Origin of the sequence: Sphingomonas sp., from assembly GCF_035758555.1 — a bacterium.
Taxonomy (GTDB): domain Bacteria; phylum Pseudomonadota; class Alphaproteobacteria; order Sphingomonadales; family Sphingomonadaceae; genus Sphingomonas_B.
Window position 1 is genome coordinate 1 of sequence record NZ_DASTXI010000200.1, and the last position, 25,299, is coordinate 25,299.

The 25,299-nt window shown below is 67.1% G+C and carries 30 protein-coding genes; 18 read left to right on the forward strand and 12 right to left on the reverse strand.

Annotated elements, in window-relative coordinates:
- A partial coding sequence (locus VFT73_RS12075) for a helicase-related protein (RefSeq protein ID WP_326411423.1) occupies positions 1 to 1,529 on the reverse strand: 1,529 nt, incomplete at its 3' end.
- Positions 1,530 to 1,715: 186 nt separating this feature from the next.
- Here VFT73_RS12075 and VFT73_RS12080 point away from each other — a divergent pair.
- The gene (locus VFT73_RS12080; RefSeq protein ID WP_326411424.1) at positions 1,716 to 3,170 is read left to right on the forward strand and encodes a M23 family metallopeptidase; all 1,455 of its coding nucleotides are present in this window, start codon (positions 1,716 to 1,718) and stop codon (positions 3,168 to 3,170) included.
- Here VFT73_RS12080 and VFT73_RS12085 read toward each other — a convergent pair whose 3' ends face one another.
- Positions 3,171 to 3,770 (reverse strand): YdeI/OmpD-associated family protein, encoded by a 600-nt coding sequence (locus VFT73_RS12085; protein ID WP_326411426.1) that lies wholly within the window; start codon positions 3,768 to 3,770, stop codon positions 3,171 to 3,173.
- A gap of 97 nt (positions 3,771 to 3,867) precedes the next feature.
- On the opposite strand from VFT73_RS12085, the gene VFT73_RS12090 reads away from it, so the two are divergent.
- On the forward strand, positions 3,868 to 4,344 hold the full coding sequence (locus VFT73_RS12090; RefSeq protein ID WP_326411428.1) for a glycine zipper 2TM domain-containing protein: 477 nt from the start codon (positions 3,868 to 3,870) through the stop codon (positions 4,342 to 4,344).
- 31 nt (positions 4,345 to 4,375) lie between these two features.
- Here the strand turns inward: VFT73_RS12090 and VFT73_RS12095 are convergent, their stop codons facing one another.
- Positions 4,376 to 4,711 (reverse strand): DMT family protein, encoded by a 336-nt coding sequence (locus VFT73_RS12095; RefSeq protein WP_326411430.1) that lies wholly within the window; start codon positions 4,709 to 4,711, stop codon positions 4,376 to 4,378.
- Positions 4,712 to 4,852: 141 nt separating this feature from the next.
- On the opposite strand from VFT73_RS12095, the gene VFT73_RS12100 reads away from it, so the two are divergent.
- Positions 4,853 to 5,350 (forward strand): hypothetical protein, encoded by a 498-nt coding sequence (locus VFT73_RS12100; protein ID WP_326411432.1) that lies wholly within the window; start codon positions 4,853 to 4,855, stop codon positions 5,348 to 5,350.
- On the opposite strand, the gene rarD is transcribed toward VFT73_RS12100, so the two are convergent.
- From rarD to VFT73_RS12115, 3 genes are read right to left on the reverse strand one after another with little or no spacing between them, the layout of a single operon-like run.
- Positions 5,331 to 6,248 carry an EamA family transporter RarD gene (gene rarD, locus VFT73_RS12105; protein ID WP_326411434.1) on the reverse strand — a complete coding sequence of 306 codons (918 nt, stop codon included), beginning with the start codon at positions 6,246 to 6,248 and terminating at the stop codon, positions 5,331 to 5,333. The genes VFT73_RS12100 and rarD overlap by 20 nt on opposite strands.
- Positions 6,245 to 6,502: a hypothetical protein gene (locus VFT73_RS12110; RefSeq protein ID WP_326411436.1), complete on the reverse strand. Its 258-nt coding sequence runs from the start codon at positions 6,500 to 6,502 to the stop codon at positions 6,245 to 6,247. The genes rarD and VFT73_RS12110 overlap by 4 nt, the downstream gene beginning before the upstream one ends.
- A gap of 44 nt (positions 6,503 to 6,546) precedes the next feature.
- Positions 6,547 to 7,689 carry a GNAT family N-acetyltransferase gene (locus VFT73_RS12115; protein ID WP_326411438.1) on the reverse strand — a complete coding sequence of 381 codons (1,143 nt, stop codon included), beginning with the start codon at positions 7,687 to 7,689 and terminating at the stop codon, positions 6,547 to 6,549.
- 159 nt (positions 7,690 to 7,848) lie between these two features.
- On the opposite strand from VFT73_RS12115, the gene VFT73_RS12120 reads away from it, so the two are divergent.
- Positions 7,849 to 8,424, forward strand: coding sequence for a PEPxxWA-CTERM sorting domain-containing protein (locus VFT73_RS12120; RefSeq protein ID WP_326411440.1), 576 nt, complete (start codon positions 7,849 to 7,851; stop codon positions 8,422 to 8,424).
- Here VFT73_RS12120 and VFT73_RS12125 read toward each other — a convergent pair.
- The 4 genes from VFT73_RS12125 to thyA all read right to left on the reverse strand — a co-directional run bounded on the left by VFT73_RS12125 (position 8,421) and on the right by thyA (position 12,423).
- Entirely contained in the window at positions 8,421 to 9,923 is a 1,503-nt protein-coding gene (locus VFT73_RS12125) for a class I adenylate-forming enzyme family protein (RefSeq protein ID WP_326411442.1), read from the reverse strand. The genes VFT73_RS12120 and VFT73_RS12125 overlap by 4 nt on opposite strands.
- Positions 9,904 to 10,359 carry a dihydrofolate reductase gene (locus VFT73_RS12130; protein ID WP_326411444.1) on the reverse strand — a complete coding sequence of 152 codons (456 nt, stop codon included), beginning with the start codon at positions 10,357 to 10,359 and terminating at the stop codon, positions 9,904 to 9,906. The genes VFT73_RS12125 and VFT73_RS12130 overlap by 20 nt, the downstream gene beginning before the upstream one ends.
- On the reverse strand, positions 10,356 to 11,402 hold the full coding sequence (locus tag VFT73_RS12135; protein ID WP_326411446.1) for an aldo/keto reductase: 1,047 nt from the start codon (positions 11,400 to 11,402) through the stop codon (positions 10,356 to 10,358). Before VFT73_RS12135 ends, VFT73_RS12130 begins: the two co-directional genes overlap by 4 nt.
- Before the next feature lie 124 nt (positions 11,403 to 11,526).
- Positions 11,527 to 12,423 carry a thymidylate synthase gene (gene thyA, locus VFT73_RS12140; protein ID WP_326411449.1) on the reverse strand — a complete coding sequence of 299 codons (897 nt, stop codon included), beginning with the start codon at positions 12,421 to 12,423 and terminating at the stop codon, positions 11,527 to 11,529.
- Between the two features lie 117 nt (positions 12,424 to 12,540).
- On the opposite strand from thyA, the gene VFT73_RS12145 reads away from it, so the two are divergent.
- The 7 genes from VFT73_RS12145 (at position 12,541) to VFT73_RS12175 (ending at position 18,323) form a co-directional block, all read left to right on the forward strand.
- Positions 12,541 to 13,197 (forward strand): energy transducer TonB, encoded by a 657-nt coding sequence (locus tag VFT73_RS12145; protein WP_326411451.1) that lies wholly within the window; start codon positions 12,541 to 12,543, stop codon positions 13,195 to 13,197.
- Positions 13,194 to 13,586 carry a hypothetical protein gene (locus VFT73_RS12150; protein WP_326411453.1) on the forward strand — a complete coding sequence of 131 codons (393 nt, stop codon included), beginning with the start codon at positions 13,194 to 13,196 and terminating at the stop codon, positions 13,584 to 13,586. Before VFT73_RS12145 ends, VFT73_RS12150 begins: the two co-directional genes overlap by 4 nt.
- 23 nt (positions 13,587 to 13,609) lie before the next feature.
- Positions 13,610 to 14,617: a bifunctional diaminohydroxyphosphoribosylaminopyrimidine deaminase/5-amino-6-(5-phosphoribosylamino)uracil reductase RibD gene (gene ribD, locus VFT73_RS12155; protein WP_414712823.1), complete on the forward strand. Its 1,008-nt coding sequence runs from the start codon at positions 13,610 to 13,612 to the stop codon at positions 14,615 to 14,617.
- Entirely contained in the window at positions 14,617 to 15,228 is a 612-nt protein-coding gene (locus VFT73_RS12160; protein ID WP_326411457.1) for a riboflavin synthase, read from the forward strand. Before ribD ends, VFT73_RS12160 begins: the two co-directional genes overlap by 1 nt.
- A complete protein-coding gene (ribB, locus tag VFT73_RS12165) occupies positions 15,215 to 16,363 on the forward strand; it encodes a 3,4-dihydroxy-2-butanone-4-phosphate synthase (protein WP_414712822.1) in 1,149 nt (382 codons plus the stop codon). The genes VFT73_RS12160 and ribB overlap by 14 nt, the downstream gene beginning before the upstream one ends.
- Positions 16,363 to 16,782 carry a 6,7-dimethyl-8-ribityllumazine synthase gene (gene ribH, locus VFT73_RS12170; RefSeq protein ID WP_326411460.1) on the forward strand — a complete coding sequence of 140 codons (420 nt, stop codon included), beginning with the start codon at positions 16,363 to 16,365 and terminating at the stop codon, positions 16,780 to 16,782. Before ribB ends, ribH begins: the two co-directional genes overlap by 1 nt.
- Positions 16,783 to 16,949: 167 nt before the next feature.
- Positions 16,950 to 18,323 carry a cytochrome P450 gene (locus VFT73_RS12175; protein WP_326411463.1) on the forward strand — a complete coding sequence of 458 codons (1,374 nt, stop codon included), beginning with the start codon at positions 16,950 to 16,952 and terminating at the stop codon, positions 18,321 to 18,323.
- A 32-nt stretch (positions 18,324 to 18,355) separates the two neighbouring features.
- Here the strand turns inward: VFT73_RS12175 and VFT73_RS12180 are convergent, their stop codons facing one another.
- On the reverse strand, positions 18,356 to 19,441 hold the full coding sequence (locus tag VFT73_RS12180) for an alkene reductase (RefSeq protein WP_326411465.1): 1,086 nt from the start codon (positions 19,439 to 19,441) through the stop codon (positions 18,356 to 18,358).
- A gap of 48 nt (positions 19,442 to 19,489) precedes the next feature.
- Here VFT73_RS12180 and VFT73_RS12185 point away from each other — a divergent pair, with 48 nt between their 5' ends.
- The 6 genes from VFT73_RS12185 (at position 19,490) to VFT73_RS12210 (ending at position 23,360) form a co-directional block, all read left to right on the forward strand.
- Positions 19,490 to 20,410, forward strand: a complete 921-nt coding sequence (locus VFT73_RS12185) for a DMT family transporter (RefSeq protein ID WP_326411468.1) — start codon at positions 19,490 to 19,492, stop codon at positions 20,408 to 20,410.
- A gap of 93 nt (positions 20,411 to 20,503) precedes the next feature.
- A complete protein-coding gene (locus tag VFT73_RS12190) occupies positions 20,504 to 20,758 on the forward strand; it encodes a DUF6356 family protein (RefSeq protein ID WP_326411469.1) in 255 nt (84 codons plus the stop codon).
- A 101-nt stretch (positions 20,759 to 20,859) separates the two neighbouring features.
- Entirely contained in the window at positions 20,860 to 21,444 is a 585-nt protein-coding gene (locus tag VFT73_RS12195; protein ID WP_326411471.1) for a PEPxxWA-CTERM sorting domain-containing protein, read from the forward strand.
- A gap of 45 nt (positions 21,445 to 21,489) precedes the next feature.
- Positions 21,490 to 22,212 (forward strand): alpha/beta hydrolase, encoded by a 723-nt coding sequence (locus VFT73_RS12200; protein WP_326411473.1) that lies wholly within the window; start codon positions 21,490 to 21,492, stop codon positions 22,210 to 22,212.
- Positions 22,213 to 22,216: 4 nt separating this feature from the next.
- Positions 22,217 to 22,939, forward strand: coding sequence for a tetratricopeptide repeat protein (locus VFT73_RS12205; protein WP_326411475.1), 723 nt, complete (start codon positions 22,217 to 22,219; stop codon positions 22,937 to 22,939).
- Between the two features lie 4 nt (positions 22,940 to 22,943).
- A complete protein-coding gene (locus VFT73_RS12210) occupies positions 22,944 to 23,360 on the forward strand; it encodes a VOC family protein (RefSeq protein WP_326411477.1) in 417 nt (138 codons plus the stop codon).
- A gap of 12 nt (positions 23,361 to 23,372) precedes the next feature.
- Here VFT73_RS12210 and VFT73_RS12215 read toward each other — a convergent pair whose 3' ends face one another.
- The gene (locus VFT73_RS12215) at positions 23,373 to 24,104 is read right to left on the reverse strand and encodes an SIMPL domain-containing protein (RefSeq protein WP_326411479.1); all 732 of its coding nucleotides are present in this window, start codon (positions 24,102 to 24,104) and stop codon (positions 23,373 to 23,375) included.
- Between the two features lie 44 nt (positions 24,105 to 24,148).
- On the opposite strand from VFT73_RS12215, the gene VFT73_RS12220 reads away from it, so the two are divergent.
- A complete protein-coding gene (locus tag VFT73_RS12220) occupies positions 24,149 to 25,228 on the forward strand; it encodes a nitronate monooxygenase (RefSeq protein ID WP_326411481.1) in 1,080 nt (359 codons plus the stop codon).
- Positions 25,229 to 25,299: the final 71 nt, after the last annotated feature.

Genomic DNA, 25,299 nt, shown 5'->3' on the forward strand with positions numbered 1-25,299 from the left:
AGGCGACCGATATGCTCGTCGTCGACAGTGACATTGCCGTCTTCGCCGACGGCGACCGGCAGCTGGTCGAGCCCGGCGCCGATCTCACGCAGCAGCACCGAGGTCCGGCGATCGACGAAGCGCTGGGTCAGCGCGGCATGCAGCGCGTCGGAAAGCTTCTCCTCGATCGCACGCGTGCGCTCGGCCCAGTGCTGCGGGCTCTCCAGCCAGTCGGCGCGGTGCGCGATGTACGACCAGCTGCGGATCGACGCGATGCGATCGGCGATCGTGTCGACATCGCCGCCGGTCCGGTCGAGCCGCGCGATCTCTTCCGCGAACCAGGTATGGGGGACGTGTCCGTTTCCTTCGGACAGATGCTGATAGATGCGGCCGACGAAGCGGGCGTGGTGCTCGGCGCCGGTCCTGCGGAAATCGGGCAGGCCGCATGCAGCCCAGAGCCGCTTCACGGCCTGACGGTTGCGCGTGCGGGCGCGCACCCAATCCTCGTCGGTCAGCCGTTTCAGCACGGCGAGATCGACTGCTTGCGGTGCCGGCCGCAGCACTGGCATATCCGGCTTTGCCTCAAGAGAGGCGGTCAGCGCGTCAAGGCTCGACAGGTCCGGATCGCCGTCGCGCCAGTAAAGGAAGTCGAGCGATGGGAACCGGTGGTTCTCGATCGCCTCGATCTCTTCGGGGGTGAAGGCGCCGGGGCCATCCATGTGCAGCGACCCGAACGTGCCGTCGCGCTGGTGGCGGCCGGCGCGTCCGGCGATCTGCGCCATTTCGGCAACCGTGAGCCGCCGGGTCCGCCGTCCGTCGAACTTCTGCAGACTCGCGAACGCCACATGCGCCACGTCCATGTTGAGGCCCATGCCGACCGCGTCGGTCGCGACCAGATAGTCGACTTCGCCGGCCTGGAACATCGCGACCTGGGCGTTCCGCGTGCGCGGGCTGAGCGCGCCCATCACGACCGCCGCACCGCCGCGCAGGCGCCGCAGCGTCTCGGCCACCGCATAGACTTCCTCTGCCGAGAAGGCGACGATCGCCGAGCGTTTGGGCAGCCGCGACAGCTTCTTCGCGCCGGCGAAGCTCAGCGTCGAAAAGCGCGGGCGATTGACGATCTCGGTCTTCGGCAGCAGCGCCTTCACCATCGGCCTGAGCGCATCGGAGCCGAGGATCAGCGTCTCTTCGCGGCCGCGCGCGCGCAGCAGGCGGTCGGTGAACACATGGCCGCGCTCCGGATCGGCACCCAGCTGCGCCTCGTCCAGCGCGACGAATGCGACATCGCGATCCAGCGGCATCGATTCCGCGGTGCACAGGAACCAGCGCGCGTGCGGCGGCACGATCTTTTCCTCGCCGGTGATCAGCGCGACCTGGCTTTCGCCCTTGATCGCGACCACCCGGTCATAGACTTCGCGCGCCAGCAGCCGCAGCGGAAAGCCGATCATCCCGCTCGAATGCGCGCACATCCGCTCGACCGCGAGGTGCGTCTTGCCGGTGTTGGTCGGCCCCAGAACCGCCGCGACCGGCGAAGAGGCGAAGCTGGACATGGGAGTTATCTTGGTTGCTCCGGCGCTAATCACAAGAACTGGTGCGACTGAACGCATCGAGGGTGCGTTTCGCCGCAGTAACGGCTTTTGCGCCAGCAACTTAGGTTGACGTTAACCCTGATTGTCCACAGTCGTTACGACCTCGCCGCTGCATAGTCGCGGCGCCACTTGCCGGGGGGCAGCTTTTTGTACCGACACGACGACCACGGATTTACCCTCGGCGGCGGCAGCGCGGCAGTCGCGCTCGCGCCGGATTTCGGCCGGCGCGGACTGGGCGATGGCCGTTTTTCCGATCTCGACCTGATCGTCGATCTGGGCGCGCGCATCGGCTCGAACGAGTGGTGGCGCGGTTTCGGCACGCTTGCCGCGTTGTGCAGCGCCGCGCTGATTCTCTCCCCCGGCCTTTATCGCCCACTTCCCGGCGCTGCGCCGGCTGCCGCGACCGCCGACCAGTGGGATCAGGTGCGCGCGCAGTCGATCGCGCCGCTCGCTTATGGCGCGGACAGCGGCCGGCACATGGCGGCGACCGATCTGGTCCGGCCGCTCGCGGAAGCGCCGGAGCGGCCGATGCTGGAGCTCAGCGCCGCGGTTGGCGAAGGCGACAGCTTCGCGCGCGTGCTGGAGCGCGCCGGCGTCGCCGAGGCGGAAGCCGAGCAGGTCGCGACTATGATCGCGGGCGCAGTCCCGCTCGACGATATCGCCGCCGGCACGCGCCTCGACATCCGGCTCGGCCGCCGCGCGAACAAGCATATGGCGCGGCCGTTGGACGCGCTGGCGTTCCGCGCCCGCTTCGACCTGCGGCTGGAAGTGAAGCGCGTCGACGGCGCGCTGCAGCTGACCCGGCTGCCGATCCGCGTCGACTACACGCCGCTGCGCGTGACCGGCGAAGTCGGCGACAGCCTCTATCGCGCCGCGCGCGCGGCCGGCGCTCCCGCCCGTGCGGTCGAGGCCTATCTGCGTGCGGTCGGCAGCAAGATGTCCGTCGGCGCGATCGGATCGAATGCGCATTTCGACCTGATCATCGAGCAGAAGCGCGCCGAGACCGGCGAGGTCGAGATCGGCAAATTGGTCTATGCCGGGCTGAGCCAGGGCCGTCGCAAGCTGCAGCTGCTGCAATGGAGCATCGGCGGCCGCACCGAATGGTATGACGCGGCCGGCGTCGGCGAAAAGCGGGCAGGGCTCTCGCGTCCGGTGAAGACCGGTCACCTGACCTCCAGCTTCGGCATGCGCTTTCACCCGCTGCTCGGCTATAGCCGGCTGCACAAAGGCATGGATATCGGCGCGCCCAAGGGAACGCCCATCTACGCCGTCACCGACGGTACCGTGACGTTCGCCGGCCGGCACGGCGGGCACGGCAATTTCGTCCAACTGAAGCATAGCGGCAACATGGGCAGCGGCTATGCGCATATGAGCCGCATCGCCGTTCATTCGGGCCAGCACGTTCGGCAAGGCCAGGTGATCGGCTATGTCGGCTCGACCGGCCTTTCGACGGGCCCGCACCTGCATTTCGAGGTCTATCGCGGCGGCAAGGCCGTCAACCCGAAATCCGTCAACTTCGTCAGCACTTCGTTGTTGAGCGGCAAGGAGCTTCGCGAGTTCCGTTCAAAGCTGGCCGGACTGCTGGCAACGCCGGTCAGCTGATCAGCAGCTCTCGTATTTCCAGTTCCGGCGCTTGCCTTCGGCCATCCATTCGACGGCTTGGGATATGCGTTTGGCGCGCGTCTCGGGGCGCTTGGCGTCGGTAACCCATTCCAGATATTCGCGGCGTTGGCCCGGCGGAAATCCGTCATAGGTCGCCTGTGCGGAGGGATTCGCGCCCAAGGCCGCGCCGAGATCGTCGGGCATCGACAGCGCAGGTTTCGGATGCTTCAGCGGCCGCGGCGCCTTCGTTCCCGAATCGATCAGCGCCGCCGCCTTCCTGACCATCGCTTCCAAGGCTGCATCGTCAGGCAAATCGGCGACGCTGGTCAGCCGCCCGAATTGTCCCATCGCCGATTCCGCATCATCGGTGCCCGCGACTTCCTTCGAGCGCCAGAAGCCGAAGGTCGCATGCTCCTTGAACGCCGCCATGTTCGCCAGGATCTGCCCCTTGTACGTGAAGGAGGGCATGCCCCATTTGATCGTCTCCTCGGCCTCGGGACAGGCGCGGTGGACGATGTCGCGGATGTGGCGGAGGATCGGCTGCGCGAACGCGGCCTTTTTGTCGATGAATGCATCCACGCGCGGATCGGGTTTTCCCATCGTCGCTCCTCCCGAGCGCAGGATTGCGCGATCCCACCGCTTACGCAACCGGAACGCACCCGGACCGTTCACGGCGCGATAAATCGAGGAGGTCGCCATGCGAGGAATGCTGATTGGACTGATAATCGCTGTCAGTCTGCCGACGATCGCCGCCACCCCGGCGGCGGCGCAGTCCCGTGCCGAAATCAACCGCGAATATCGCCAGGACATGCGCGAAGCGCGGCGCGAACGCCGCCAGGCTCTCCGGGATTGGCGGCAGTCGCGCCGCTATGACTGGAACCGGCTGGAGCCCGGCCAGCGCTATTACTATGCTGATCGCTATTATCGCGACGGCCGCTATTATCGCGAACGCCGGCTGACGCGGAACGACCGCATCTACCGCGGCCGCGACGGGCGTTATTATTGCCGCCGTTCCGACGGTACGACCGGCCTGATTGTCGGCGGCGCACTTGGCGCGCTGCTCGGCCACGCGATCGACGATGGCCGTTCGAGCCTGCTCGGCACGCTGATCGGCGGGGCGGCCGGCGCCGCGCTGGGCCGCGAAGTCGAACGCGGCCAGGTCCGCTGCCGGTAGGTTTTTCAGCCCCTCCCGTTTGCGGGAGGGGCTATTTCCCGAGGAACACGAACGCGACCGCACCCATCAGGCAGATGAAAGCGCCCAGATGGCGCCAGTGCAGCGGCTCATGCAGATAAAGCACCATGAAGGCGCCGAACACGATCAGCGTGATCGCTTCCTGCGCTATCTTCAGCTGGCCGCCGGTCCAGCCATGCGCATAGCCGATCCGATTGGCGGGCACGGCCAGGCAATATTCGACCAGCGCGATGCCCCAGCTGATCAGGATCACCAGCACCAGCGGTTTTTCCATGCCGCCCTTCAGATGCCAGTACCAGGCCATCGTCATGAACATGTTGGAAGCGAAGAGCAGCAGCAGAGTCGGCATTCGGGGCATCCGCGCGGTCAGGCATGGCCACCCTGAGCCAGCAGGGGATCGGACGCCAGCGGATTTTCGGTCGCCGTCGGACCTTGACCGTCGCCCTGCCGCCGCCTACTGTATTGCCTAAATAACACAGTGGAGACTCGCATGTCCGCTCGCCTCGCCTTGCTGCTGCCGATCGCGCTGCTCGCCGCCTGCGACCGCAAAGGAGAGGGCACCGCCGTCGACATTCGCTCGGACAACGGCACGACCCGGATCACCGCGGAATCGGGCAAGGAAGGGCGACTGAAGATCGACGCGCCGGGCGTGAAGGCCGATGTACAGATTCCTTTCTTGGGCGCCCTGACCGGCAACATGGATATCGACGGGGTGCGCCTCTACCCGGACAGCAAGGTCGCCGGCATCAACATCAACGCCGACGACGAAAAGAATGAGGGCGAGTTCCACCTGCGCTTCGTCGCTCCGGCCGGCCGCGACAAGGTTGCCGGCTGGTTCCGGCAGCAATTCGACGCCAATGATTTCAGGATGGCGCTGCAGGGCAGCCGCTTCACAGGCACCAGCGACGAAGGCAAACCGGTCACGCTCGACCTGCGCGACGGGCCGAACGGCACCACCGAAGGCGAGCTCAGGATCGCGGACAAGTAGCCGGGGCGCCCCGGCCACGCCGCGGCGCGCGCCTGAGCCCGTCGGCGGCATAGACGCCAAGGCCGGTCCAGATCAGCACGAAGCAGACGATGTGCGCGCGCGTCAACGGCTCGCCATAGGCAAGCACCGCCAGCAGGAACTGGATGGTCGGCGCCAGATACTGGAGCAGGCCGAGCGTCGAATAACGCAAGCGCCGCGCCGCCGCCGCGAACAGCAGCAGCGGCGTTGCGGTTACGACCCCGCTGAAGGCAAGCAACCAGGTCAGCTGCGCGTCGCCCCCGAACGCCAGCTCGCCGCGTGCCGACAACCACCACAGGTAAAGCGCGGCGAGCGGTGCCAGCAGGATCGTTTCGATCGCGAGCCCTTCCAGGCTTTCAACCGGCGCGATCTTGCGGAGCAGGCCATAGGTCGCGAACGTGCCCGCCAGCGCAAGGCTGATCCACAGGCCCGACGCCGCACCGACCGCGAGCACCGCCACGCCGGTTGCGGCGAGCGCGACCGCAATCCCTTGCGCGCGGGTCAGCCGCTCCTTCAGCAGCACCACGCCCATCACGACATTGACCAACGGGTTCAGAAAATAGCCGAGGCTGGTTTCCAGCACATGGTTGGCAGTGATCGCCCAGATGTAGATCAGCCAGTTGGCGCCGATCAGCAGCGCCGATGCAGTCAGGATCTTCAGGGCCTGCGGATTCGCGATCGCCGCGCGAAGGTGGCTCCAGCGCCGTGCCGCCGCGACCAGCACGGCAAGCAGCAGCACCGACCAGAGGATGCGCTGCGCGACTACTTCGGTCGGCAGCGCGCCGCCCAGATGCTTGAAATAGACGGGAAGAAAGCCCCAGCTCAGATAGGCGGCGAGGCCGAAGAACACGCCCTGACGGGCACGGTCCTCTCCGCTCAAAAGAGCCCGCCGCCCAGCCAGAGCCGGATCACGGCGACGATCAGCACGATCAGGTTCAGGTTGCGGCCCGCGTTTCCGCGCGACAGCACGCCGAAGAACAGGCCGAGCAGCGCCCAGGGGATGACCAGCCAGTTCAGCGCGCCGATCAGCGGCAGCACCGCCAGCAGGACCCAGGGAATGGCGAGGACGCCGATCAGCAGCGAGATCAGGTTGAACATGCGGCGCGATATGGAGCCGGTGTGTTGCGGGCGCAAGACGGTTGTGCCTTGCATTTCTTTCACCGGCACAAGCCGGGCTCTCATCCGCGCCTGAACGGCGCCAGCTCGCCCATGAATTCGATTTCGCGTGCCACCGCCGCGCGTTCGCGCTTCAGGAAATCGGCGACGGCCGCGCGAAAGCCCGGATCGGGGAGATAGTGCGCGGAAAAGGTCGGCACCGGCACATAGCCGCGGGCCAGCTTGTGCGACCCCTGCGCGCCGGCTTCCACCGTCTTCAGCCCGCGCGCGATGGCGGCATCGATAGCCTGGTAATAGCAAAGCTCGAAATGGAGGAACGGCACTTCCTCCACCGCGCCCCAATAGCGGCCGTAGAGCGTATCGGCGCCGATAAGGTTCAGCGCGCCCGCAATCGGCCGATCGCCGCGGTAAGCCAGCATCAGCAGCACCTTGTCCGGCATCCGCTCGCCCAGCAGCGAGAAGAAAGTGCGCGTCAGATAAGGCCGACCCCATTTGCGGGAGCCGGTGTCCTGGTAGAACTCCCAGAAGGCGTCCCAGGCCGCTTCAGTCAGGTCGCTGCCGGTCAGGTGGCGAATGTCGAGCCCGCGCACCGCTTCCTCGCGCTCCCGCCGGATCGTCTTGCGCTTGCGCGACGAGAGCGCGGCAAGGAAGTCGCCGAACGATGCATAGCCGTGGTTCTGCCAGTGGAATTGGCTGTCGGTACGGATCAGCCAGCCGGCCGCCCCGAACAGCGGCACTTGCTCTGCCGTAACGAAGGTGGCGTGCGCGGAGGAGAGGCCGTTCTGCACCGTCACGGCCTCAATCGCGGCGATCAGGTGCGGCGCGGCGCTTTCGTCGCGGAGCAGCAGCCGCGGCCCCGGCACCGGCGTGAACGGCACGGCAACTTGCAGCTTCGGATAATAGTGTCCGCCGGCGCGCTGGTACGCATCGGCCCATGCGTGGTCGAAGACATATTCACCCTGGCTGTGGCTCTTCGCATAGGCCGGCGCGACCGCGGCCAACGCGCCGTCGGCGCCTTCCACCGCAATCGGCAGCGGCTGCCATCCCGCGCGCGCGGTCGCGCTCCCCGATTCCTCAAGGATCGAAAGGAAGGCGTGACTGACAAACGGATTGGCCCCGCCTGCGCACGCGTCCCATGCAGCTGCCTCAAAGGCGGCGACGCCATTGCCGATCCGCGCGACGATTTCGTGGGAGGAATCGGCCATCGCCGACCAATTTAGGTCCGGCCGCGACGAGATTGAAGCCGGGCCTTCCGGTCGCAGCGCCTGCGGACTTGGTCGCACCGGCCGCGCCTCTTCCTGGCCTCGATCATAACGGCCCCGGGCCAATCATTCGGCTATCTGTAATTGCAGGGGTTAGAACACGTGACCAGATCGATTTCCGTCTTGCTTGCCGCAGCTGCGGCGCTTCTGCCGGCCATGCCGGCTTCCGCGACGCTGATCGGCGACGCCGTCGTCATCAAGCGCATCCAGGGCGTCGATACCGTCTTCAAGACGGTTTCCGCCGATGTCGGCAGCAATGCCGAGTATGTCGACAACTTCTTCACGATCGACATCACCGAAAACGAGGTGCGGTTCGACACGTTCGGCAATCTCTCGCTCGGGCAGATCGCCTACACGATCGACGGCCTGGATTTCGACGACAATCCGGCGACGGCGAACACCATCGAATCCTTCTTTTCGAAGCAGATATTCCGGCAGACGGCGGGCTTTCCGCCGATCGATATCAGCAACGTGACGATCAGCCCGTCGGGTCAGCTCCGCGTCTCGTTCGCCAACACCACAACCGGCCCCGACGGCTTTGTGAGCGTCACGCTCGGCGCGGCGACGCCGACCGGCGTCCCGGAGCCGGCGACCTGGGCGATGATGATCGGCGGCCTCGGCCTTGCCGGTGCAGCCTCGCGCCGCCGCACGCGCCGCGCGACCGCGGTGCACGCCTAAAGCAGGCGATCCCTCAGCTCCCGCTTCAGCACCTTCCCGATGGGGCTGCGCGGGAGCTGATCCACCACGTGCAGCACGGACAGCCGCTGGGTCCTGCCGAGCTTGCCGTTCGCGGCGTTCAGCACATCGCCTTTGTCGGCGCCGGCGCGGAGCACGACGAAGCCGGCCGGCGTCTCGCCCCAATCCGGGTGCGGCACGCCCACCACCGCCGCCTCGATCACACCCGGATCGGCAGTGAGCACCGCTTCGAGGTCGCTCGGGTAGATGTTGAATCCGCCCGAGATGATCATGTCCTTGGTGCGGTCCATCAGGATCAGGAACCCGTCCTCGTCGAAGCGGCCGACATCGCCGTGGCGGATGAAGCGGCGGCCCTCCGCGTCGAACCATTCGGCGGCACGGGTCGCCTCCGGCCGTCCGTTATAGCCGTTCATCATCATCGGCCCGCGCCCGACGACTTCGCCGACGCCGCCCGGCGGCACTTCGTTGCCGTCTTCGTCGATCAGCTTCATCTCGCTGTTCGGCGCCACCTGCCCGACAGTGTGGAGCTTGTCGGGACGCTCGTGGGCGAGCAGGACGCACGACGCGCCGCCCTCGGTCATGCCGTAGAACTCGACCAGTCCGCCCGGCCAGCGGTCGAGGATGTCGCGCTTCAGCTCCGCCGCGAACGGTGCGCTCGTGCAGAATTTGGCGCGGTAGCTGCTGAGGTCGAAACTCTCGAAATCGGGCAGCGTCATGATCCGGCGATACTGGACCGGCACCAGCATCGTATGGGTGACACGGTAGCGCTCCGACAGTTCGAGGAAGCGCCGCGCCTCGAACTTCTTCATCAGCACCACCGTCCCGCCCGCGCCCAGGCACGGCAGGAAGCTGACCAAAGTCGTGTTGGAATAAAGCGGCGTCGACAGCAGCGCGACCGCGTCCGGCCCGTACACCGCCGCTCGGGCCAGATAATTCCAGCGCATCTGATGCGACTGAACGATGCCCTTGGGCGTGCCGGTCGTACCCGACGAGTAGATGATGTTGAACGGGTCCTCGGGCACGACGGTCGCCGGTTGCGGCCGCGAGCCTTCGGGCGGCAGCCAGGCGCCGAGATCGTCCAGCGAGATACGCTCCACGCCGGGCGGCACCGCCATTTCGATACCGGGATCGGCGAACAGATGCTTCGCGCGGCTGTCGGCCAGCATCGCCGTCAGCGCCTCGGGCGTGGCGGATGTGGTCAGCGGCGCGGCTGCGGCACCTGTGCGGATCGCGGCAAGGAACACCGCGCCATAGGCAATCGAGTTGGCCCCGGCGATGGCGACCGCGCTGCTCTTGCCGACGCCTTCCGCCTGCAAGCGCGCGGCAATGCGATCGACCAGTGCGTCGAGTTCGCCCCAGCTGATCCGCCCCTCCTCATCGGCGATCGCGATCTTGTCCGGCTGCTCGGCCGCCTGCGCGCGGAACAGCTCCGAATGGTCGGTGAAGTCTGCGGCCAGCAGATCAGCGGACGAGCGTGACAAAGCTGTATCCCTCATGGTCCTCGCGCGCCGCCTCGCGCCAACCGGCGAAGGGCGGCATCACCGTGTCACCTTCAGGCTGGCCATGCACTTCGGTCAACTCGACCCGGTCGGCGACGGGCAGGAACAGCCGATAAATCTCCGCGCCTCCGATCACCGACGCGCGCGGGCCGCCGACCAGCGCCAGCGCCTCCTCGACCGTATGAGCGACTTCGGCCCCTTCGGCCTGCCAATCGCCCCGGGTCAGCACGACATGCCGGCGACCCGGCAGCAGCTTTGGCAGACTCTCGAAGGTCTTGCGCCCCATGATCATCGGCGCGCCCATCGTCAGCGCCTTGAACCGCTTCAGGTCTTCGGGAAGCCGCCATGGCAGCCCGCCATCCCGCCCGATCACACCGTTGTCGGCGCGGGCGATGACGAAGACGATCTCGGGCTTCACGCGCCGTGGGGCTTCTGGTTCAGCTGTTCCGCGCGGTAGGCGCCCTGGCGTTCGAGCATCCAGCCCGGATACTCGGCGGGTAGCCGGCTCGCCTCGTCCAGCTTCGCCAGTTCGTCGGCGGTGAGGTCGATCTCGGTCGCGGCGATATTGTCGGCCAGCTGATCGACCCGCTTCGCGCCGACGATCACGCTGCTCACTGCTCGCTGGTGGAGCAGCCAGGCGAGCGCGATTCGCGCCACCGAGACGCCACGCGTCTCCGCGATCGGCTTCATGGCGTCAATCACGTCCCAGGCGCGGTCCTTGTTCACCGGCGGGAAGTCGAACACCGCGCGGCGGCCTTCGCCGCTCTTTTCGTCGTCGCGGCTATATTTGCCCGACAGCAGACCGCCGGCGAGCGGACTCCAGACCATCAGTCCGACACCTTCGCTCTGCAGCATCGGCACGATCTCGCGCTCCAGGTCGCGGCCGGCGATGGTGTAATAGGCCTGCAGGCTTTCGAAGCGGGCGAGGCCGAGCCGTTCGGACATGCCCAGCGCCTTCATGATCGCCCAGGCCGCCCAGTTCGACACGCCGATATAGCGGACGAGCCCGCGCTGGACGAGATTGTCGAGGGCGTAGAGCGTCTCCTCGATCGGCGTCGCCGCGTCCCAGCCATGCACCTGGTACAGGTCGATATGGTCGAGCTGGAGCCGCTTCAGGCTGGCTTCGACCTGGTTCATGATGTGATAGCGCGAGAGCCCCCGGTCGTTCGGTCCCTGGCCCATCGGTCCCATCGCCTTGGTCGCGATCACTAGCTGGTCGCGCGCGATGCCGAGATTGCGCAGCGCCTGGCCGGTAATCCGCTCCGACACGCCTTCCGAATAGACGTTGGCTGTGTCGATGAAGTTGATGCCTGCGTCGATTGCCGTCTTCACCAACGCATCCGAATCGGACTGATCGAGCTGCCCGATCGCGGTCCACATCCCCTGCCCGCCGAAGGTCATCGTGCCGAGGCAGAGTTCCGAGACGTACAGGCCGGTGCGGCCGAGCTTGTTGTAGCGCATGGACGAGTCTCCTTTGCTTCGGCTCGGCCCTTACTCTCCTCCGTCACCCCGGCGAAAGCCGGGTCCACCTTTCTCTAAAGGACACCCGAAGAAGGTGGACCCCGGATCAAGTCCGGGATGACGATCAGACGGCGACAGGGGCTGAGATGTGCGCGTGCGGATCGTAGCCTGCGATCGCCACATCTTCGAGGCGATAGTCGAAGATGCTGTCCGGGCGGCGCGTGAGCTCCAACCTCGGGAAGGGCCGCGGCGTGCGGGCGACCTGCTCGGCGACCAGATGCTCGTGGTTCAGGTACACGTGCACATCGGCGCCCATCCAGACGATCTCGCCGGGCTCAAGATCGCATTGTTGGGCGATCATGCGCAGCAGCAGCGCCGCTTCGAAGATGTTGAAGCCGAAGCCGAGGCCAAGGTCGCACGAGCGCTGGTAGAGAATGCCCGACAGCCGTCCGTCGGCAACATGATATTGGTACGTCATGTGGCAGGGTGGCAGCGCCATCCGGTCCAGCTCCGCCACGTTCCAGCCGGTGAAGATATGGCGCCGTGACACCGGATTGTTGCGCAGGCCATCGACCAGCTGCGCGATCTGGTTGATCGTGCCGCCCTTGCCGTCGGGCCAGGCGACCCATTGCTTCCCGTAGACGGGGCCGAGATCGCCCCATCGCTGCGCGAAATGGTCGTCGCCGACGATCCGCGCCTCGAACGCGTCGCGGTCGATCGCCTCGCCGGTTTCGCGCCGGTAGCGGTCGAGCGGCCAGTCGGTCCAGATATGCACGCCCTGTTCGACCAGCGGCCGGATGTTGGTGTCGCCCGACAAGAACCAGATCAGTTCCTTCACCGCCGACTTCCAGAAGATGCGCTTGGTTGTCAGCAGCGGGACCGTGCCGTCGGACAGGTCGAAGCGCATCGTCACGCCGAACAGCGAGCGCGTGCCGACGCCGGTGCGGTCTCTGCGCTCGCTGCCTTCGGCCCAGGCACGAGCCATTGCGTCCAGATATTGCTGTTCGGGATGGGCTGTCATTGCGGCGAGCAATGCGCGAGCCTGCGCCGCGGCGCAACTTCGCGCTTGCAATTGATGTTATATTGTAACATTCTTTCTTTCCGGCCCCTGAGAGGTCGCTTGAGAGGAGACGATGCCATGACCGCAGACGGATTCCTTGCCCAGAAACGACGCCACCCGCTGGCGATGACGATTGCGATCGCGATCAACGCAGCCGCCGTCGCGGCGCTGCTGCTCGCGAAGAGCGGCTATATCGTGCCGGTTGATCCCGGCATGATTGTCACCAACATCCCGCTTCCGCAGGAGCCGGATCCGGTCGAGGTCGACAAGACGCCGGACACGCCGGTGAAGAAGGATCCGGTCTACATCCCGCCGCCGCCGGTCCCGGCCACCGGGGACATCGACAATATCCTCGACGGCATCGACGTGCTGCCACCAATCCGCACTGCGGGCGGCACCGACGAGGGTACGACGGTCACGCCAATCCCGACACCGACGCCGGCACCGGTATTGACGGGAGCGGCGCCCGATCCGCGCTTCGCCGGTGACTTCCAGCCCTCCTATCCGCCGCAGCTGCTGCGCACCGGCGTCGAGGGAAAAACGGTGGTGAAGGTGCTGATCGGAACCGACGGACGCGTGAAGCAAGTCGCGATCGTCTCGACCGACGACCCGCTTTTCGCCGATGCGACCGAGCGTCAGGCCCTCCGCCGCTGGCGATTCAAGCCGGCCATGCGCGACGGCGTGGCGGTCGAAAGCTGGAAGCAGATGACCGTCCGCTTCGAGCTTCGCGCGTGACACTGGCAAGCGGGGCATCGGGCGCCTATCTTCGCCCCATGTCCCGCTTCAGCCGCTACAACCCGCTTGTCGGCCTCAGAGACCTGCGTCTCTTCCTCCATTCGCGCCAGAAGCACGAGCTGGTCTTCGCGTTCCTCGCCGTCGTCACGACGGTCCTGCTGATCGTCGGATTCCTACTCGACTCGCGCGACCTGGAAGTGCCGTACAAGCGCGAGATCCAATATGTGCAGAGCTGGCCGCTGAACCGCACCGATGCGGAGATCATCGCCGCGCAAAAGGCCGATATGAAGACGCGCGCCGCCGAGGAAGCGAAGCGCAAGGAGCAAGAGGCCAAGAATCGCGCGGCGCTGAAGCGGATCGACGACGCGCTGACCCGGTGGGGCTTCTGAGCGACCGCGACGATGCGCGCTGGATGGGCGCCGCGCTGGCGCTCGGCGAGCGCGGCCGCGGCCGGACCGCGCCCAATCCCAATGTCGGCTGCATCATCGTCAAACAAGGCCGCGTGATCGGACGCGGCTGGACCCAGCCCGGCGGGCGTCCGCACGCCGAAGCGATGGCGCTGGCCGAAGCCGGCCCGGAGTCGCGCGGCGCGACTTTATACGTGACGCTGGAACCCTGCGCGCATCGCAGCGAACGCGGCCCCGCCTGCGCCGATCTGATCGCCGAAGCGGAACTCGCGCGCGTGGTCGCGGCGGTGGAGGACCCCGACCCGCGCACCGCCGGACGCGGGTTCGAGCGGCTGCGGAGCGCCGGGATCGCCGTCGCAAACGGGGTGCGGTCGGACGACGCGCTGCGCTCCTTCGCCGGCTTCGCCGCCCGGCAGCGCGACGGCCGCCCCCACGTCACGCTGAAGCTCGCAACCTCGCTCGACGGCCGCATCGCGCTCGCCGACGGCACCGGCCGCTGGATCACCGGCGAGCCCGCCCGCGCCCACGCGCATCTGGAGCGCAGCCGGCATGAGGCGATCCTGGTCGGGCGCGGAACGTGGGAAGTGGATGCACCGAGGCTGGATGTGCGGCTGGAGGGGCTGGAGAAGCGGTCGCCCGTCCGAGTCCTGCTCAGCAGCACGCTCGTCTCGAGCGAAGTCGAGGGGCACGGCTCGGAGCCTGTGAAAGCGCCCCTCGACTACGCTCGGGACGAGCGGGGCATTGTTCGCCTGAGTTCGCTCGACCAGATCGTTACCCTTCACGCCGACCATCTCCTCGTCGAAGGCGGCGCCGAAACCGCCGCCGCCTTCCTCCGCGCCGACCTGGTCGACCGCCTGCTCCTCTACCGCGCGCCGATCCTGATCGGGGCCGGTAAGGCGGCGATCGGCGATATCGGCCTCACCGACCTGGGCAAAGCACATGGCCGCTGGCGATTGCTCGACGCGCGCCAGCTTGGCAGCGACCGGCTCGAAGTCTACGAGCGGCGCCGATAATGTTCACAGGCATCATCTCCGACGTCGGATCGATCGAGTCCGTCGAAACGCGCGGCGACACGCGCGTCGTTATCCGCACCGCATACGACACCGCGACCGTCGACCTGGGCACGTCGATCGCCTGTTCGGGCGTGTGCCTGACCGTCGTCGACAAGGGGCCCGGCTGGTTCGCGGTCGATGTGTCGGGCGAAACGATCAGCCGCACCGCACAAGGTCAGTGGACGCAAGGACGCAAGCTGAACCTCGAACGCGCGATGAAACTGGGCGAGGAATTGGGCGGCCATATCGTGACAGGCCATGTCGACGGCATCGCCGAGGTGCAGGGCATCTGCCCCGAAGGCGATTCGAAGCGGATCGGCTTCCGCGTCCCGTCGGACCTTGGGCCGTTCATCGCCCCCAAGGGCTCGATCACCGTCGATGGCGTGTCGCTGACCGTCAACGAGGTGAAGGACCATGCCGACGGCTCGACCCGTTTTTCGGTGAACCTGATCCCGCACACCCAGGCGGTCACCACGCTGGGCGGAATCGAACAGGGGCAGGCGGTCAATATCGAGATCGACGTGCTTGCCCGCTATCTGCAACGCATGGAGGCCTATCGTGGCACACGCTGAAGTGAGCCGGCTCCGCCACGGCTATCTGTCCGCGCCCGAAGAGATCATCGACGAGGCGCGCAACGGCCGCATGTTCATCCTGGTCGACGACGAAGACCGGGAGAATGAAGGCGACCTCGTCATCCCGGCGCAGATGGCGACGCCCGACGCGATCAACTTCATGGCCAGATATGGCCGCGGGCTGATCTGCCTCGCGCTCTCCAAGCCGCGCGTCGATCAGCTCGGCCTCAACCTGATGAGCCGCAACAACGGCACACGGCACGAGACCGCCTTCACCGTCTCGATAGAGGCGAAGGAAGGCGTCACCACCGGCATCTCCGCCGCGGACCGGGCGCGCACCATCTCGGTTGCAATTGACGGCACCAAGGGCGCCGACGATATCGTCACGCCGGGCCATGTCTTCCCGCTGGTGGCGCGCGAGGGCGGCGTGCTGGTCCGCGCCGGCCATACCGAGGCCGCGGTCGACGTGTCACGGCTGGCTGGCCTCAACCCTTCCGGCGTGATCTGCGAGATCATGAAGGACGATGGCACGATGGCGCGGCTGGACGACCTCGTCGCCTTTGCCCAGCTCCACAATCTGAAGATCGGCACGATCCGCGACCTGATCGCCTACCGCCGACGGCACGACCATTTGGTCGAGCGGCGCGCGGAAATGACCTTCCAGAGCCGCTGGGGCGGCGAGTGGAAAGCGATCACCTTCGTCAACCGCGTCACCGGCGACGAGCTGATCGCACTGCAGAAGGGCAAGGTCGATCCTGCTGCCCCGACCCTGGTGCGCATGCACACAATGTCGATGTTCGTCGACGTGTTCGGCGAGGAGAATGAGCGTTCCGGCCTCCTTTCCCAATCGATGAAGGTCATCGGCGAGGCGGGCGCCGGCGTGATCGTCGTCATCAACAAGCCGATGCAGGGAATCGTCAGCCGCTTCATGCAGCTCCGCGCCGAGGGCAAGGGCGCAGGCGACCCGCAGATCGAGGAGCTGCGCGATTACGGCATCGGCGCACAGATCCTTGCGGAACTGGGTGTGCAGGACATGGTGCTGCTCAGCAACACCCATCACACGCTGGTCGGCCTGGAAGGCTATGGCCTGTCGATCGTCGGCGAGCAGCCGATCCCGGGCACCGGGGGCGAATGATGGCGAAGGTCCTGATCGTCGAGGCGCGGTTCTACGACCACCTGAACGACCTGCTGCTGGAAGGCGCACGGGCCGCGGTCGAGGCGGCCGGGCACGAGCATGAAACGGTCACCGTTCCCGGCGCGCTGGAAGTGCCCGCGGCGATCGCGCTGGCGGCGGAGAGCGGGCGCTATGACGCCTATGTCGCGCTGGGCGTCGTGATCCGCGGGGAGACCTATCATTTCGAGATCGTCTCGAACGAAAGCGCGCGCGGGATTATGGCGCTGACGCTGGACGGCCTGGCGATCGGCAACGGCATCCTGACCGTCGAGGACGAAGCCCAGGCCCTCGCGCGGGCGCGCAAGTCGGAGAAGGACAAGGGCGGCGAGGCGGCCAAGGCTGCGCTCGCGATGCTGGCGCTGAGGGAGCGGTTTTCCTAGTCGTCCGGGCAATAACATAGCTCGTTCGTCCCGAGCGAAGTCGAGGGGCGATTGTACCGAAGTCCGAGCAGCGCCCCTCGACTACGCTCGGGACGAACGGCCTCTCTAGCGATTGTTAACGGGGCGGCAGTTAGCTACACTCCTGTCAATAAGCCTGGAGTCCGCCGATGGCGCTTGCGCATACGTTCGAGGCCAATCCCCACTGGCTGCCGCGCAATCCCAAGGAGGCGCTGAAGGACATTCCGGGCGAGGAAGGCCTGCCCGTCTTCGGCAACACCTTCGCGATCCTGAAGGACCCGCCCGCGTTTGGGCGGCGCATGATCGGGAAATACGGACTCGTCTACCGCAACCGCGCGTTCGGGGGGCGGCAGGTGAACCTGGTCGGGCCGGAGGCGAACGAGCTGGTGCTGTTCGACCGCGACAAGCTGTTCTCGTCCGAACAGGGCTGGGGGCCGACGCTGAACCTGGTGTTCCCGCGCGGGCTGATGCTGATGGATTTCGACAAGCATCGCGCCGATCGCCGCACTCTGTCGGTCGCGTTCAAGCCCGAGCCGATGCGTCACTATGCCGAGCAGCTGAACCGCGGCATCGCCGAGGCGGTGGCCGGCTGGGCGAACCGGCCGATTCGCTTCTACGACGCTGTCAAGCAGCTGAGCCTCGACCTCGCCGCGACCAGCTTTCTCGGCATGCCGCTTGGGCCAGAAGCGACGCGGATCAACAAAGCATTCGTGGACGAGGTCCAGGCCTCGATCGCGCCGATCCGCTCGCCGATTCCGGGCACGGCGATGCACCGCGGCGTCAAGGCACGCGAGTATCTGATCGACCTGTTCCTGCGCGAGATTCCGGCGCGACGGAATGGGGAGGGCCAAGATTTCTTCTCGCAATTCGCCCAAGCGGTCGACGAGGATGGACAGCCGCTCTCGGATCAGGCGATCGCCGATCACATGAACTTTCTGATGATGGCCGCGCACGACACCATCACTTCCTCCGCGACCAGCTTGGTGATGCTGCTCGGCCGCAATGTGGAATGGCAGGACAGGCTGCGCGAGGAGATCGCTTCGCTGGGCCTCAACGACGATGAAGGCGTGCCTTACGGCCAGCTCGACCGGCTGGTGCTGACCGAATACGCGTTCAAGGAAGCGCTGCGGATCATGCCACCGGTCCCGTCGATGCCGCGCCGGGCGCTGCGCGACTTCGAATTCCGCGGCTACAAAATCCCGGCCGGCACCTTCATCGGCATCAATATCGGCTACACGCACCATATGCCGGAGCATTGGCCGGACCCCGACCGCTTCGACCCGATGCGCTTCACGCCCGAAGCCTCGCGGGGGCGCCACAAATATGCCTGGGTGCCGTTCGGCGGCGGCGCGCATATGTGCCTTGGCCTGCACTTCGCGACGATGCAGGTGCGCATCCTGATGACTCACCTGCTCCGCCGCTACCGCATCGAGCTTGAGCCGGGCGCCGGCGAGACATGGCAGTATTTCCCGATCCCGCGGCCGCGCGACAAGCTGCCGGTGCGGATGGTGGCCCTTGACTAGTTCCTCCCCTCGCTTGCGAGGGGAGGATTTTGCTAAGCGGCCCGCTTCAGCGTCGGGTAATCGACATATCCTTCCGGACCCTGGGTGTACCAGGTCGCCATGTCGTCCGGCGCCAGCGGCGCGCCGATGCGCAGGCGCTCGAGCAGGTCGGGGTTGGAGATGAACGGCCGTCCGAACGCGATCGCATCGGCGAGGCCGCTCGCCAGATCGGCGTCGGCACGCGTACGGTCGTAATCCTGGTTCAGCACCAGCGGGCGATCGAACACCGGCCGGATCTCGGGCGAGACCCGGGGCTGGTCGGACTTGCCGAACGTGCCGTCCGGCCCCTGCTCGCGCAGCTCCAGGAAGGCGACGCCGATCTCGTTCAGCGCCTTCGCGGCCGGCACGAACACCGCCGCCGGATCGCTATCCTCGACGCCCTGGCTGTTGCCGTTGGGCGAGAAGCGCACCGCCGTCCGGTCGGCGCCGATCTCGCCGGCCACGGCCTCGGCGACCTCCCGCAGCAGGCGCACGCGGTTCTCAGGCGCGCCGCCGTAGCGGTCGGTGCGCAGGTTCGCGCTTTCGCGCAGGAATTGGTCGATCAGATAGCCGTTCGCGGCGTGGATCTGGACACCGTCGAAACCGGCCGCCTTCGCATTTCGGGTCGCGCGGCGATAATCGTCGAGCAGTCGCGGCACTTCGGCCGCGCCGAGCGGCCGCGCCTCGCCATAGGGCTGCTTGCCGGCATAGGTGTGCGCTTTGAACGGCGCCGTCGTGGCGGATGCCGACACGGGAGCCCCCCCGCCCAGGAAATCGGGGTGCACCAGCCGGCCCATATGCCAGAGCTGGACGAAGATGCGGCCGCCGGCCTGATGCACTGCCTCGGTCACCGGCTTCCACGCCTCGGTCTGCTCGTCGCTCCAGATGCCCGGCGCATAGGGCCAGCCGAGCCCTTCGCGGCTGATCCCGGTCGCTTCGGTGATGATCAGCCCGGCGTCCGCGCGCTGCGAATAATAGGTCGGCATCAGCGCGCTCGGCACATGCTCCCGGCTCGAACGGCCGCGCGTCAGCGGCGCCATCAGGATGCGGTTGGGGGCGGCGACCGCCCCAAGCTTTATCGGGTCGAACAGGTTCGGCATCAGCCTCGATCTCCTTTGCGTGCCGGACATAGGGGTCTAAGGGGCCGCATGCACGCGCCCGCCCGATCAAGAAAAAGTTTCGCCGGCGATAGCGGCTTCGCCTTCGCCGCGCTGCTGGCCGGCAACGTCGCGCTGGCATTCGGGCCGATGTTCGTGCGCATGGCGACGACGGAAGGCCAGATCGGGCCGCTCGCCGCCGCGTTCTGGCGGCTCGCGCTGGCAGCCCCGTTGCTGCTGCTGATGACGCGCATCACGCGCCAGCCGATCGGTCGGCTGGGGCCGGCGATGTGGGCGACGGTGGTGCTGGCCGGCATCTTCTTCGCCGGCGACCTCGGCACCTGGCATTTGGGCATCCTGAAGACCAAGCTCGCCAATGCGACGCTGATCGGCAACTGCGCGAGCCTGTTGTTCCCGCTCTACGGTTTCCTCGTGGCACGCGCCTGGCCGTCGCGCGGGCAGGCGCTGGCGCTGCTGCTGGCGACGCTCGGCGCGGTGCTGATGATGGGCCGGTCCTACGAGCTGTCGCCGCAGCATCTGGTCGGCGACCTGCTGTGCCTGCTCGCCGGGGTGCTCTACACTTTCTACCTGATCGCGATCGACCGGGCGCGCGGGCGGCTCCAACCATGGCCGGTGCTGGCGCTGTCGACGATCTTCGGCATCCTGCCGCTGCTGCTGTTCGCGCAGGCGCTGGGCGAGCCGATCTGGCCTGCGGAGTGGGGGCCGCTGATCGCGCTCGCCCTGATCAGCCAGGTGTTCGGACAGGGACTGCTCGTCTATGCGATGGGCCATGTCAGCCCGGTAGTGACCGGCCTTACCTTCCTGCTGCAACCCGCGATCGCGGCAGCGACCGGCTGGCTGTGGTATGGGGAGCGGCTGGCCGCGGCCGACTGGATCGGCGCGGCGCTGATCGGCGCCGCGATCGTGGCGGTGAAAAAGCCGGCGACGAACCTGGCGCCGCCGGCCGATTGAGATCATGCGGGCAGATGCGTCTGCATCGCCGAGGCTGTCCTAAAGCCGCGTGGCTGTGCTAGAGCCTGGCTTTCCGCCGACGAGGGAGAGACGATGTTCGCCAAGCTGTTCCGCGATCACCCGGCCGAGGTCGGCGAGAGCTATGCCGAACATTTCGCTGCGGCGGGCGGGTTCGGCCTGAAGATGATCGTCGGCGGCGCCGCCTGCGTCGTTCATGCGCTGGTGCCGGGGCTGTTCGTCACCACCGGCAGCGGCACGGTCAAGAAGCTCTACGACCAGATGGTCGCCAAGCGGAATGCCAAGCGCGCCGCCAATATCGAGATGCGCTCGATCGAATGGGTGATCTAGGCGGATCGGTCCGGAACGCTGGCACAACGATCCCAAAGAGGGTAAACACCGCAAACATAAAACGGGTCGTGCTTGGTTATCTCTCGAAGGGGGTAAATCACATGAAGACGACCGTTCTCGCCCTGCTTGCGGGCGCTTGCATACTTGCCGCACCGGCCTCGGCCGCCACCGTGAACTTCGAATCGGCTCCGGCCAGCTTCACCAGCTATACGGACCAGGGGGCGACGATCACCGCCAACGGCGCGCCCATTTCCCGGCTTCCGACCCCCGGCGGGTCGCAGGGCATCCTCGCAGAGGATACGCCGCGCTCCGAATTCCGCGCCGATTTCGCCGGCACGACCGGCTTCGTCTCCGTCGACCTCGGCGACTTCAATTCGGACGCGGTCCTGCTGTTCCTGGAGGTATTCGACGCCGGGAATGTCCTGCTCGGCTCCAGCTCGCTCGCGATCGACGCCAGCGATTCGGTCATGCACACGCTGACGGTCACCTTTGCCGGCATCGCCTATGCGAAATTCGGTGCCCGCGCCCCTGCGCTCAACGGCAACAGCGTCCTGGCCGACAATCTGACGTTCGATCTGGGCAACGGCGCGGTTCCGGAACCGGCGACCTGGGCGATGATGATCGCCGGCTTCGGGCTGGCGGGCGGCGCGCTCCGCCGTCGTTCGGCGCGCCTGTCGGTCGCCTGAGCTTCCCGCTCGCATCAGGCCATGGGCGCGGCTAAACGCCCGTCCATGGCCCTTCTGGAACGACCCGACCGCCCCCGCCTTGCCTATAATATGCGAGAGGGCGGCGGCCCTGCTCTCGTGTTCCTGCCCGGCTATGCATCGGACATGGCGGGCTCCAAGGCGCTGGCGCTCGACGAGTGGGCGGCGCGCACAGGCCGCGCGATGCTGCGCTTCGACTATTCCGGCTGCGGCGAGAGCGAAGGGCAGTTCGAGGACGGCACGCTCGGCCTCTGGCGCGACGACGCGCTGGCGGTGATCGACGCGGTGACCAATGGCCCGCTGGTGCTGGTCGGCTCGTCGATGGGCGGCTGGATCGGCCTGCTGGTCGCAGAAGCGCGGCCGGAGCGCGTCGCCGCCTTTGTCGGCATCGCCGCGGCGCCGGACTTCACGGACTGGGGCTTTTCGCAGGAAGACAAGATGAAGCTCCTTGGCGAAGGGCGGCTGGAGCGGCCGTCCGAATACGGCGCGCCGCTCGTGACGACCCGCGGCTTCTGGCAATCCGGCGAGGGCCTGCGGATGCTGCATCGGGAGATCGCGATCGACTGCCCGGTGCGGCTGCTCCACGGCCAGCGCGACCCGGACGTGCCGTGGCATCATTCGACGCATGTGGCGGGCAAACTTCGTTCAGCCAACGTGCAGACGATTCTGGTCAAGGACGGCGATCACCGCCTGTCGCGCCCGCAGGACCTGGAACTGCTGCTCGCGACGGTCGCCTCGCTGCCGGTATGATGCCATGATCCTGCTTCCTGTCCTCCTCGCCGCCGCGGCGCCCACCCTCGACTGCCCTGCGCTGCTGAAGGACGATCCGGCGAAGGCGCTGGAGATCGCCAACGGCCGCATCCTGCAGGGCGGCGGCGTTTCGGCCAAGCAATGCGCGGCGCTTGCCTTTGCGGCGTTGGGGAAATGGCCGGCCGCCGCGGCTGCCTTCGAGCAGGCGGCGCACGAAGCGGAGCGCGGCCAGCTTGCCGTCGCCGCCGACTTGTGGGTGCAGGCGGGCAATGCGCACCTTGCGGCCGGCCAGGCGAAGGAAGCGGTCGGTGCCTTCGACGCTGCGCTGCTGACCGGCGCAGTAACGGGACGGGCGAGCGGCGAGGCGCATCTCGACCGCGCCCGCGCCCAGGTGGCGCTCGGCAAGCTCGACCAGGCGCGGATCGATCTGGATGTCGCGCTGAGGCAGGTTCCAGAAGACCCGCTCGCCTGGCTGTTGTCGGCTTCGCTGGCGCGGCGGATGGGCGACCTGGAGCGCGCCGGCACCGATATCGGCAAGGCCGCCCAATTGTCGCCCGACGATGCCAGCGTTGCGCTCGAGGCGGGGCGGATCGCGCTCGCATCGGGTTCGCCCGACGCGGCCCGCGTCGCGTTCGAAGGCGCGATCAAGGTGCAGCCGAACAGCGATGCGGCCAAAGCCGCGCAGGCGGAGCTTGACCGACTCAAGACCCCGGCGCAGCAGAAATGACGCCATGAAATATCTGCACACGATGATCCGCGTCAGCGATCCGGACGCGACGATCCGTTTCTTCGAGCTGATCGGGCTGAAAGAGATTCGCCGGATGGAGAATGAGGCAGGGCGGTTCACGCTGATCTTCCTCGCTGCTCCCGGCCAGGAAGGCGTCGCCGAGGTCGAGCTCACCCATAATTGGGATCCGGAAGACTATGCGGGCGGCCGCAATTTCGGCCACCTCGCCTACCGCGTCGATAATATCTACGACACCTGCCGGCGGCTGATGGATGCCGGCGTGACGATCAACCGGCCGCCGCGCGACGGCCATATGGCGTTCGTGAAGACGCCGGACGGCATCTCGATCGAGCTGTTGCAGGACGGCCGACTCGAACCGGCCGAGCCCTGGGCATCGATGCCGAACACCGGACGCTGGTGAGCTGACGCAGCCTTAGCGGAGATAGAAATCGATCGTCGTCACCACTCGCACTTTCTGGAACGGCGAGTCGGTGCCCGGGCCGCCGCCGTTACCGTCGACATCGCCGTCGCGCGGTCCGATCGAGAAATAGCCCTGGCTGGCCGACTTGATCGCGCCGACGCCGGTGTCGCTGTCCGCGGCGAATTGCTGCGCCGCCTGCCGCGCGCTTTTCGTGCCTTCCGCGATCATTGCCGGCTTGATCGCGTTCAGCCGGGTGAAGCTGTAAACGATGCCGCTGCCTTCCTCGAGTGCGACGCCGGCGCGGATCAGATCGGCCTGGCGGGCAAAGGCGGCGCGCGCACGCATCACGTCCTTCGTGCGCAGCTGCAGCCGGCGGCGCACCGTCACGACATTCTGCTGCCGGCTCGTGTCGAAGAATTGACTGACACTGGCACCGACATCGCTGACCGCGTCCGCAGGAAAGCCGGCGCGCTGGAAGAAAGCGCGCACTGCCCGGCTCTTGTCGTCGATCGCACCCTGGACCGGCGCGAGCTCGCTGCCGGTTTCGGAAAAGCTGATCGTCCAGGTGGCGAGGTCGGCGGTCACGTCGCGTTCGGCAAGGCCACGGACCGTGACGGAACGCTCCGCCATCTTGGCGCGGCGCAGCCCGTCGCCCAGCAGATAGCCGCCGCCGATCGCGCCGACCGCGATCAGTGCAGATGCTGCAAGCACAGTATTGCGGGTGGCAGTTGCGACGGCATTCATGAGATGGCTCCCCAGATGACGGCTGCTGTTGTGGAGCATGGCCGATGAACCGTGCATTTATGTCGACGAATCGAATGGCGCCCGGATGGCCGCACAGCGGTTTCGGCGTGAAGCATCCGATCCTGCTGGCGCCGATGGCGGGGGCGGGCGGCGTCGAGCTGGCGATTGCGGTCGCACGGGTGGGCGGGCTGGCCGCCCTACCGTGCGGAATGGCGACGCCGCAGCAGATCGAGGCGGAGGTCGCGCGCTTCCGGGCCGCGGTGGACGCGCCGCTCAACCTCAATTTCTTCTGTCACACGCTGCCCGACGCGCCGGACGACAGAGGCTGGCGCACATTGCTGGCGCCCTATTATGCGGAGCTGGCCATCAAGCCCGGCGATCCGCCGCCGCTGCGCCGTCCATTTTCTGCCGAATGGGCGGACCTCGTCGAGCATCTGCGGCCGGAATTGGTCAGCTTCCACTTCGGGCTGCCCGCACGGGACCTGCTGGAGCGCGTGCGCGCAGCCGGCGCGTTCGTGATCGGCAACGCAACCAGCCTCGCGGAAGGCCGCTGGCTGGCCGAGCGCGGTGTCGACGCCGTGATCGCGCAGGGCTGGGAAGCTGGCGGCCATAGCGGCCATTTCCTGACGGACGCGCCCGAACAGATCGGGCTGTTCGCGCTGGTCCGGCTGCTGACCGAAACGCTGCCGGTCCCGGTGATCGCCGCCGGCGGCATCATGGACGGCCGCGGCATTGCTGCCGCGCTGACGCTGGGTGCATCGGCCGTGCAGCTCGGCACCGCCTTCCTAGGCGCACCTGAAAGCCTGATCGCCGCGCCCCACCGCGCCGCGCTGGCGAGCGCGCGGGCGGAGCGCACCGTGATGACCAACCTCTTCTCCGGCCGGACGGCGCGCGGTATCCGGAACCGCCTGATCGACGATCTAGGCGCGATCAACCCGGCAGCGCCGCCTTATCCTCATGCGTCCGCGGCGCTCGCTCCGCTGCGCAAGGCGGCGGAAGCGCAGGGCCGCGACGATTTCACGCCGCTCTGGGCCGGCCAGGGGGCTCCCCTCGCCCGCGCCGAACCTGTTACGGAGATTGTCGAGCGGCTGGCGTACGAAGCGTTGAAGGAACTCAGTCGATGACCCTGGAGATCGTCCGCATCCCCGTCCTCAGCGACAATTATGTCTGGCTGGTTCATGAGCCGGAATCGGGC

Excerpts from the sequence above, each read along its gene's own strand:
- VFT73_RS12085 (WP_326411426.1), bottom strand. The coding sequence starts at position 3,770 with ATGGGAAAACCCGATCCGCGCGTGGATGCATTCATCGACAAAAAGGCC.
- VFT73_RS12090 (WP_326411428.1), top strand. The coding sequence starts at position 3,868 with ATGCGAGGAATGCTGATTGGACTGATAATCGCTGTCAGTCTGCCGACG.
- VFT73_RS12095 (WP_326411430.1), bottom strand. The coding sequence starts at position 4,711 with ATGCCGACTCTGCTGCTGCTCTTCGCTTCCAACATGTTCATGACGATG.
- VFT73_RS12100 (WP_326411432.1), top strand. The coding sequence starts at position 4,853 with ATGTCCGCTCGCCTCGCCTTGCTGCTGCCGATCGCGCTGCTCGCCGCC.
- VFT73_RS12115 (WP_326411438.1), bottom strand. The coding sequence starts at position 7,689 with ATGGCCGATTCCTCCCACGAAATCGTCGCGCGGATCGGCAATGGCGTC.
- VFT73_RS12135 (WP_326411446.1), bottom strand. The coding sequence starts at position 11,402 with ATGCGCTACAACAAGCTCGGCCGCACCGGCCTGTACGTCTCGGAACTC.
- thyA (WP_326411449.1), bottom strand. The coding sequence starts at position 12,423 with ATGACAGCCCATCCCGAACAGCAATATCTGGACGCAATGGCTCGTGCC.
- VFT73_RS12145 (WP_326411451.1), top strand. The coding sequence starts at position 12,541 with ATGACCGCAGACGGATTCCTTGCCCAGAAACGACGCCACCCGCTGGCG.
- ribD (WP_414712823.1), top strand. The coding sequence starts at position 13,610 with ATGGGCGCCGCGCTGGCGCTCGGCGAGCGCGGCCGCGGCCGGACCGCG.
- VFT73_RS12160 (WP_326411457.1), top strand. The coding sequence starts at position 14,617 with ATGTTCACAGGCATCATCTCCGACGTCGGATCGATCGAGTCCGTCGAA.
- ribH (WP_326411460.1), top strand. The coding sequence starts at position 16,363 with ATGGCGAAGGTCCTGATCGTCGAGGCGCGGTTCTACGACCACCTGAAC.
- VFT73_RS12175 (WP_326411463.1), top strand. The coding sequence starts at position 16,950 with ATGGCGCTTGCGCATACGTTCGAGGCCAATCCCCACTGGCTGCCGCGC.
- VFT73_RS12180 (WP_326411465.1), bottom strand. The coding sequence starts at position 19,441 with ATGCCGAACCTGTTCGACCCGATAAAGCTTGGGGCGGTCGCCGCCCCC.
- VFT73_RS12185 (WP_326411468.1), top strand. The coding sequence starts at position 19,490 with ATGCACGCGCCCGCCCGATCAAGAAAAAGTTTCGCCGGCGATAGCGGC.
- VFT73_RS12190 (WP_326411469.1), top strand. The coding sequence starts at position 20,504 with ATGTTCGCCAAGCTGTTCCGCGATCACCCGGCCGAGGTCGGCGAGAGC.
- VFT73_RS12195 (WP_326411471.1), top strand. The coding sequence starts at position 20,860 with ATGAAGACGACCGTTCTCGCCCTGCTTGCGGGCGCTTGCATACTTGCC.
- VFT73_RS12200 (WP_326411473.1), top strand. The coding sequence starts at position 21,490 with ATGGCCCTTCTGGAACGACCCGACCGCCCCCGCCTTGCCTATAATATG.
- VFT73_RS12205 (WP_326411475.1), top strand. The coding sequence starts at position 22,217 with ATGATCCTGCTTCCTGTCCTCCTCGCCGCCGCGGCGCCCACCCTCGAC.
- VFT73_RS12210 (WP_326411477.1), top strand. The coding sequence starts at position 22,944 with ATGAAATATCTGCACACGATGATCCGCGTCAGCGATCCGGACGCGACG.
- VFT73_RS12215 (WP_326411479.1), bottom strand. The coding sequence starts at position 24,104 with ATGAATGCCGTCGCAACTGCCACCCGCAATACTGTGCTTGCAGCATCT.
- VFT73_RS12220 (WP_326411481.1), top strand. The coding sequence starts at position 24,149 with ATGAACCGTGCATTTATGTCGACGAATCGAATGGCGCCCGGATGGCCG.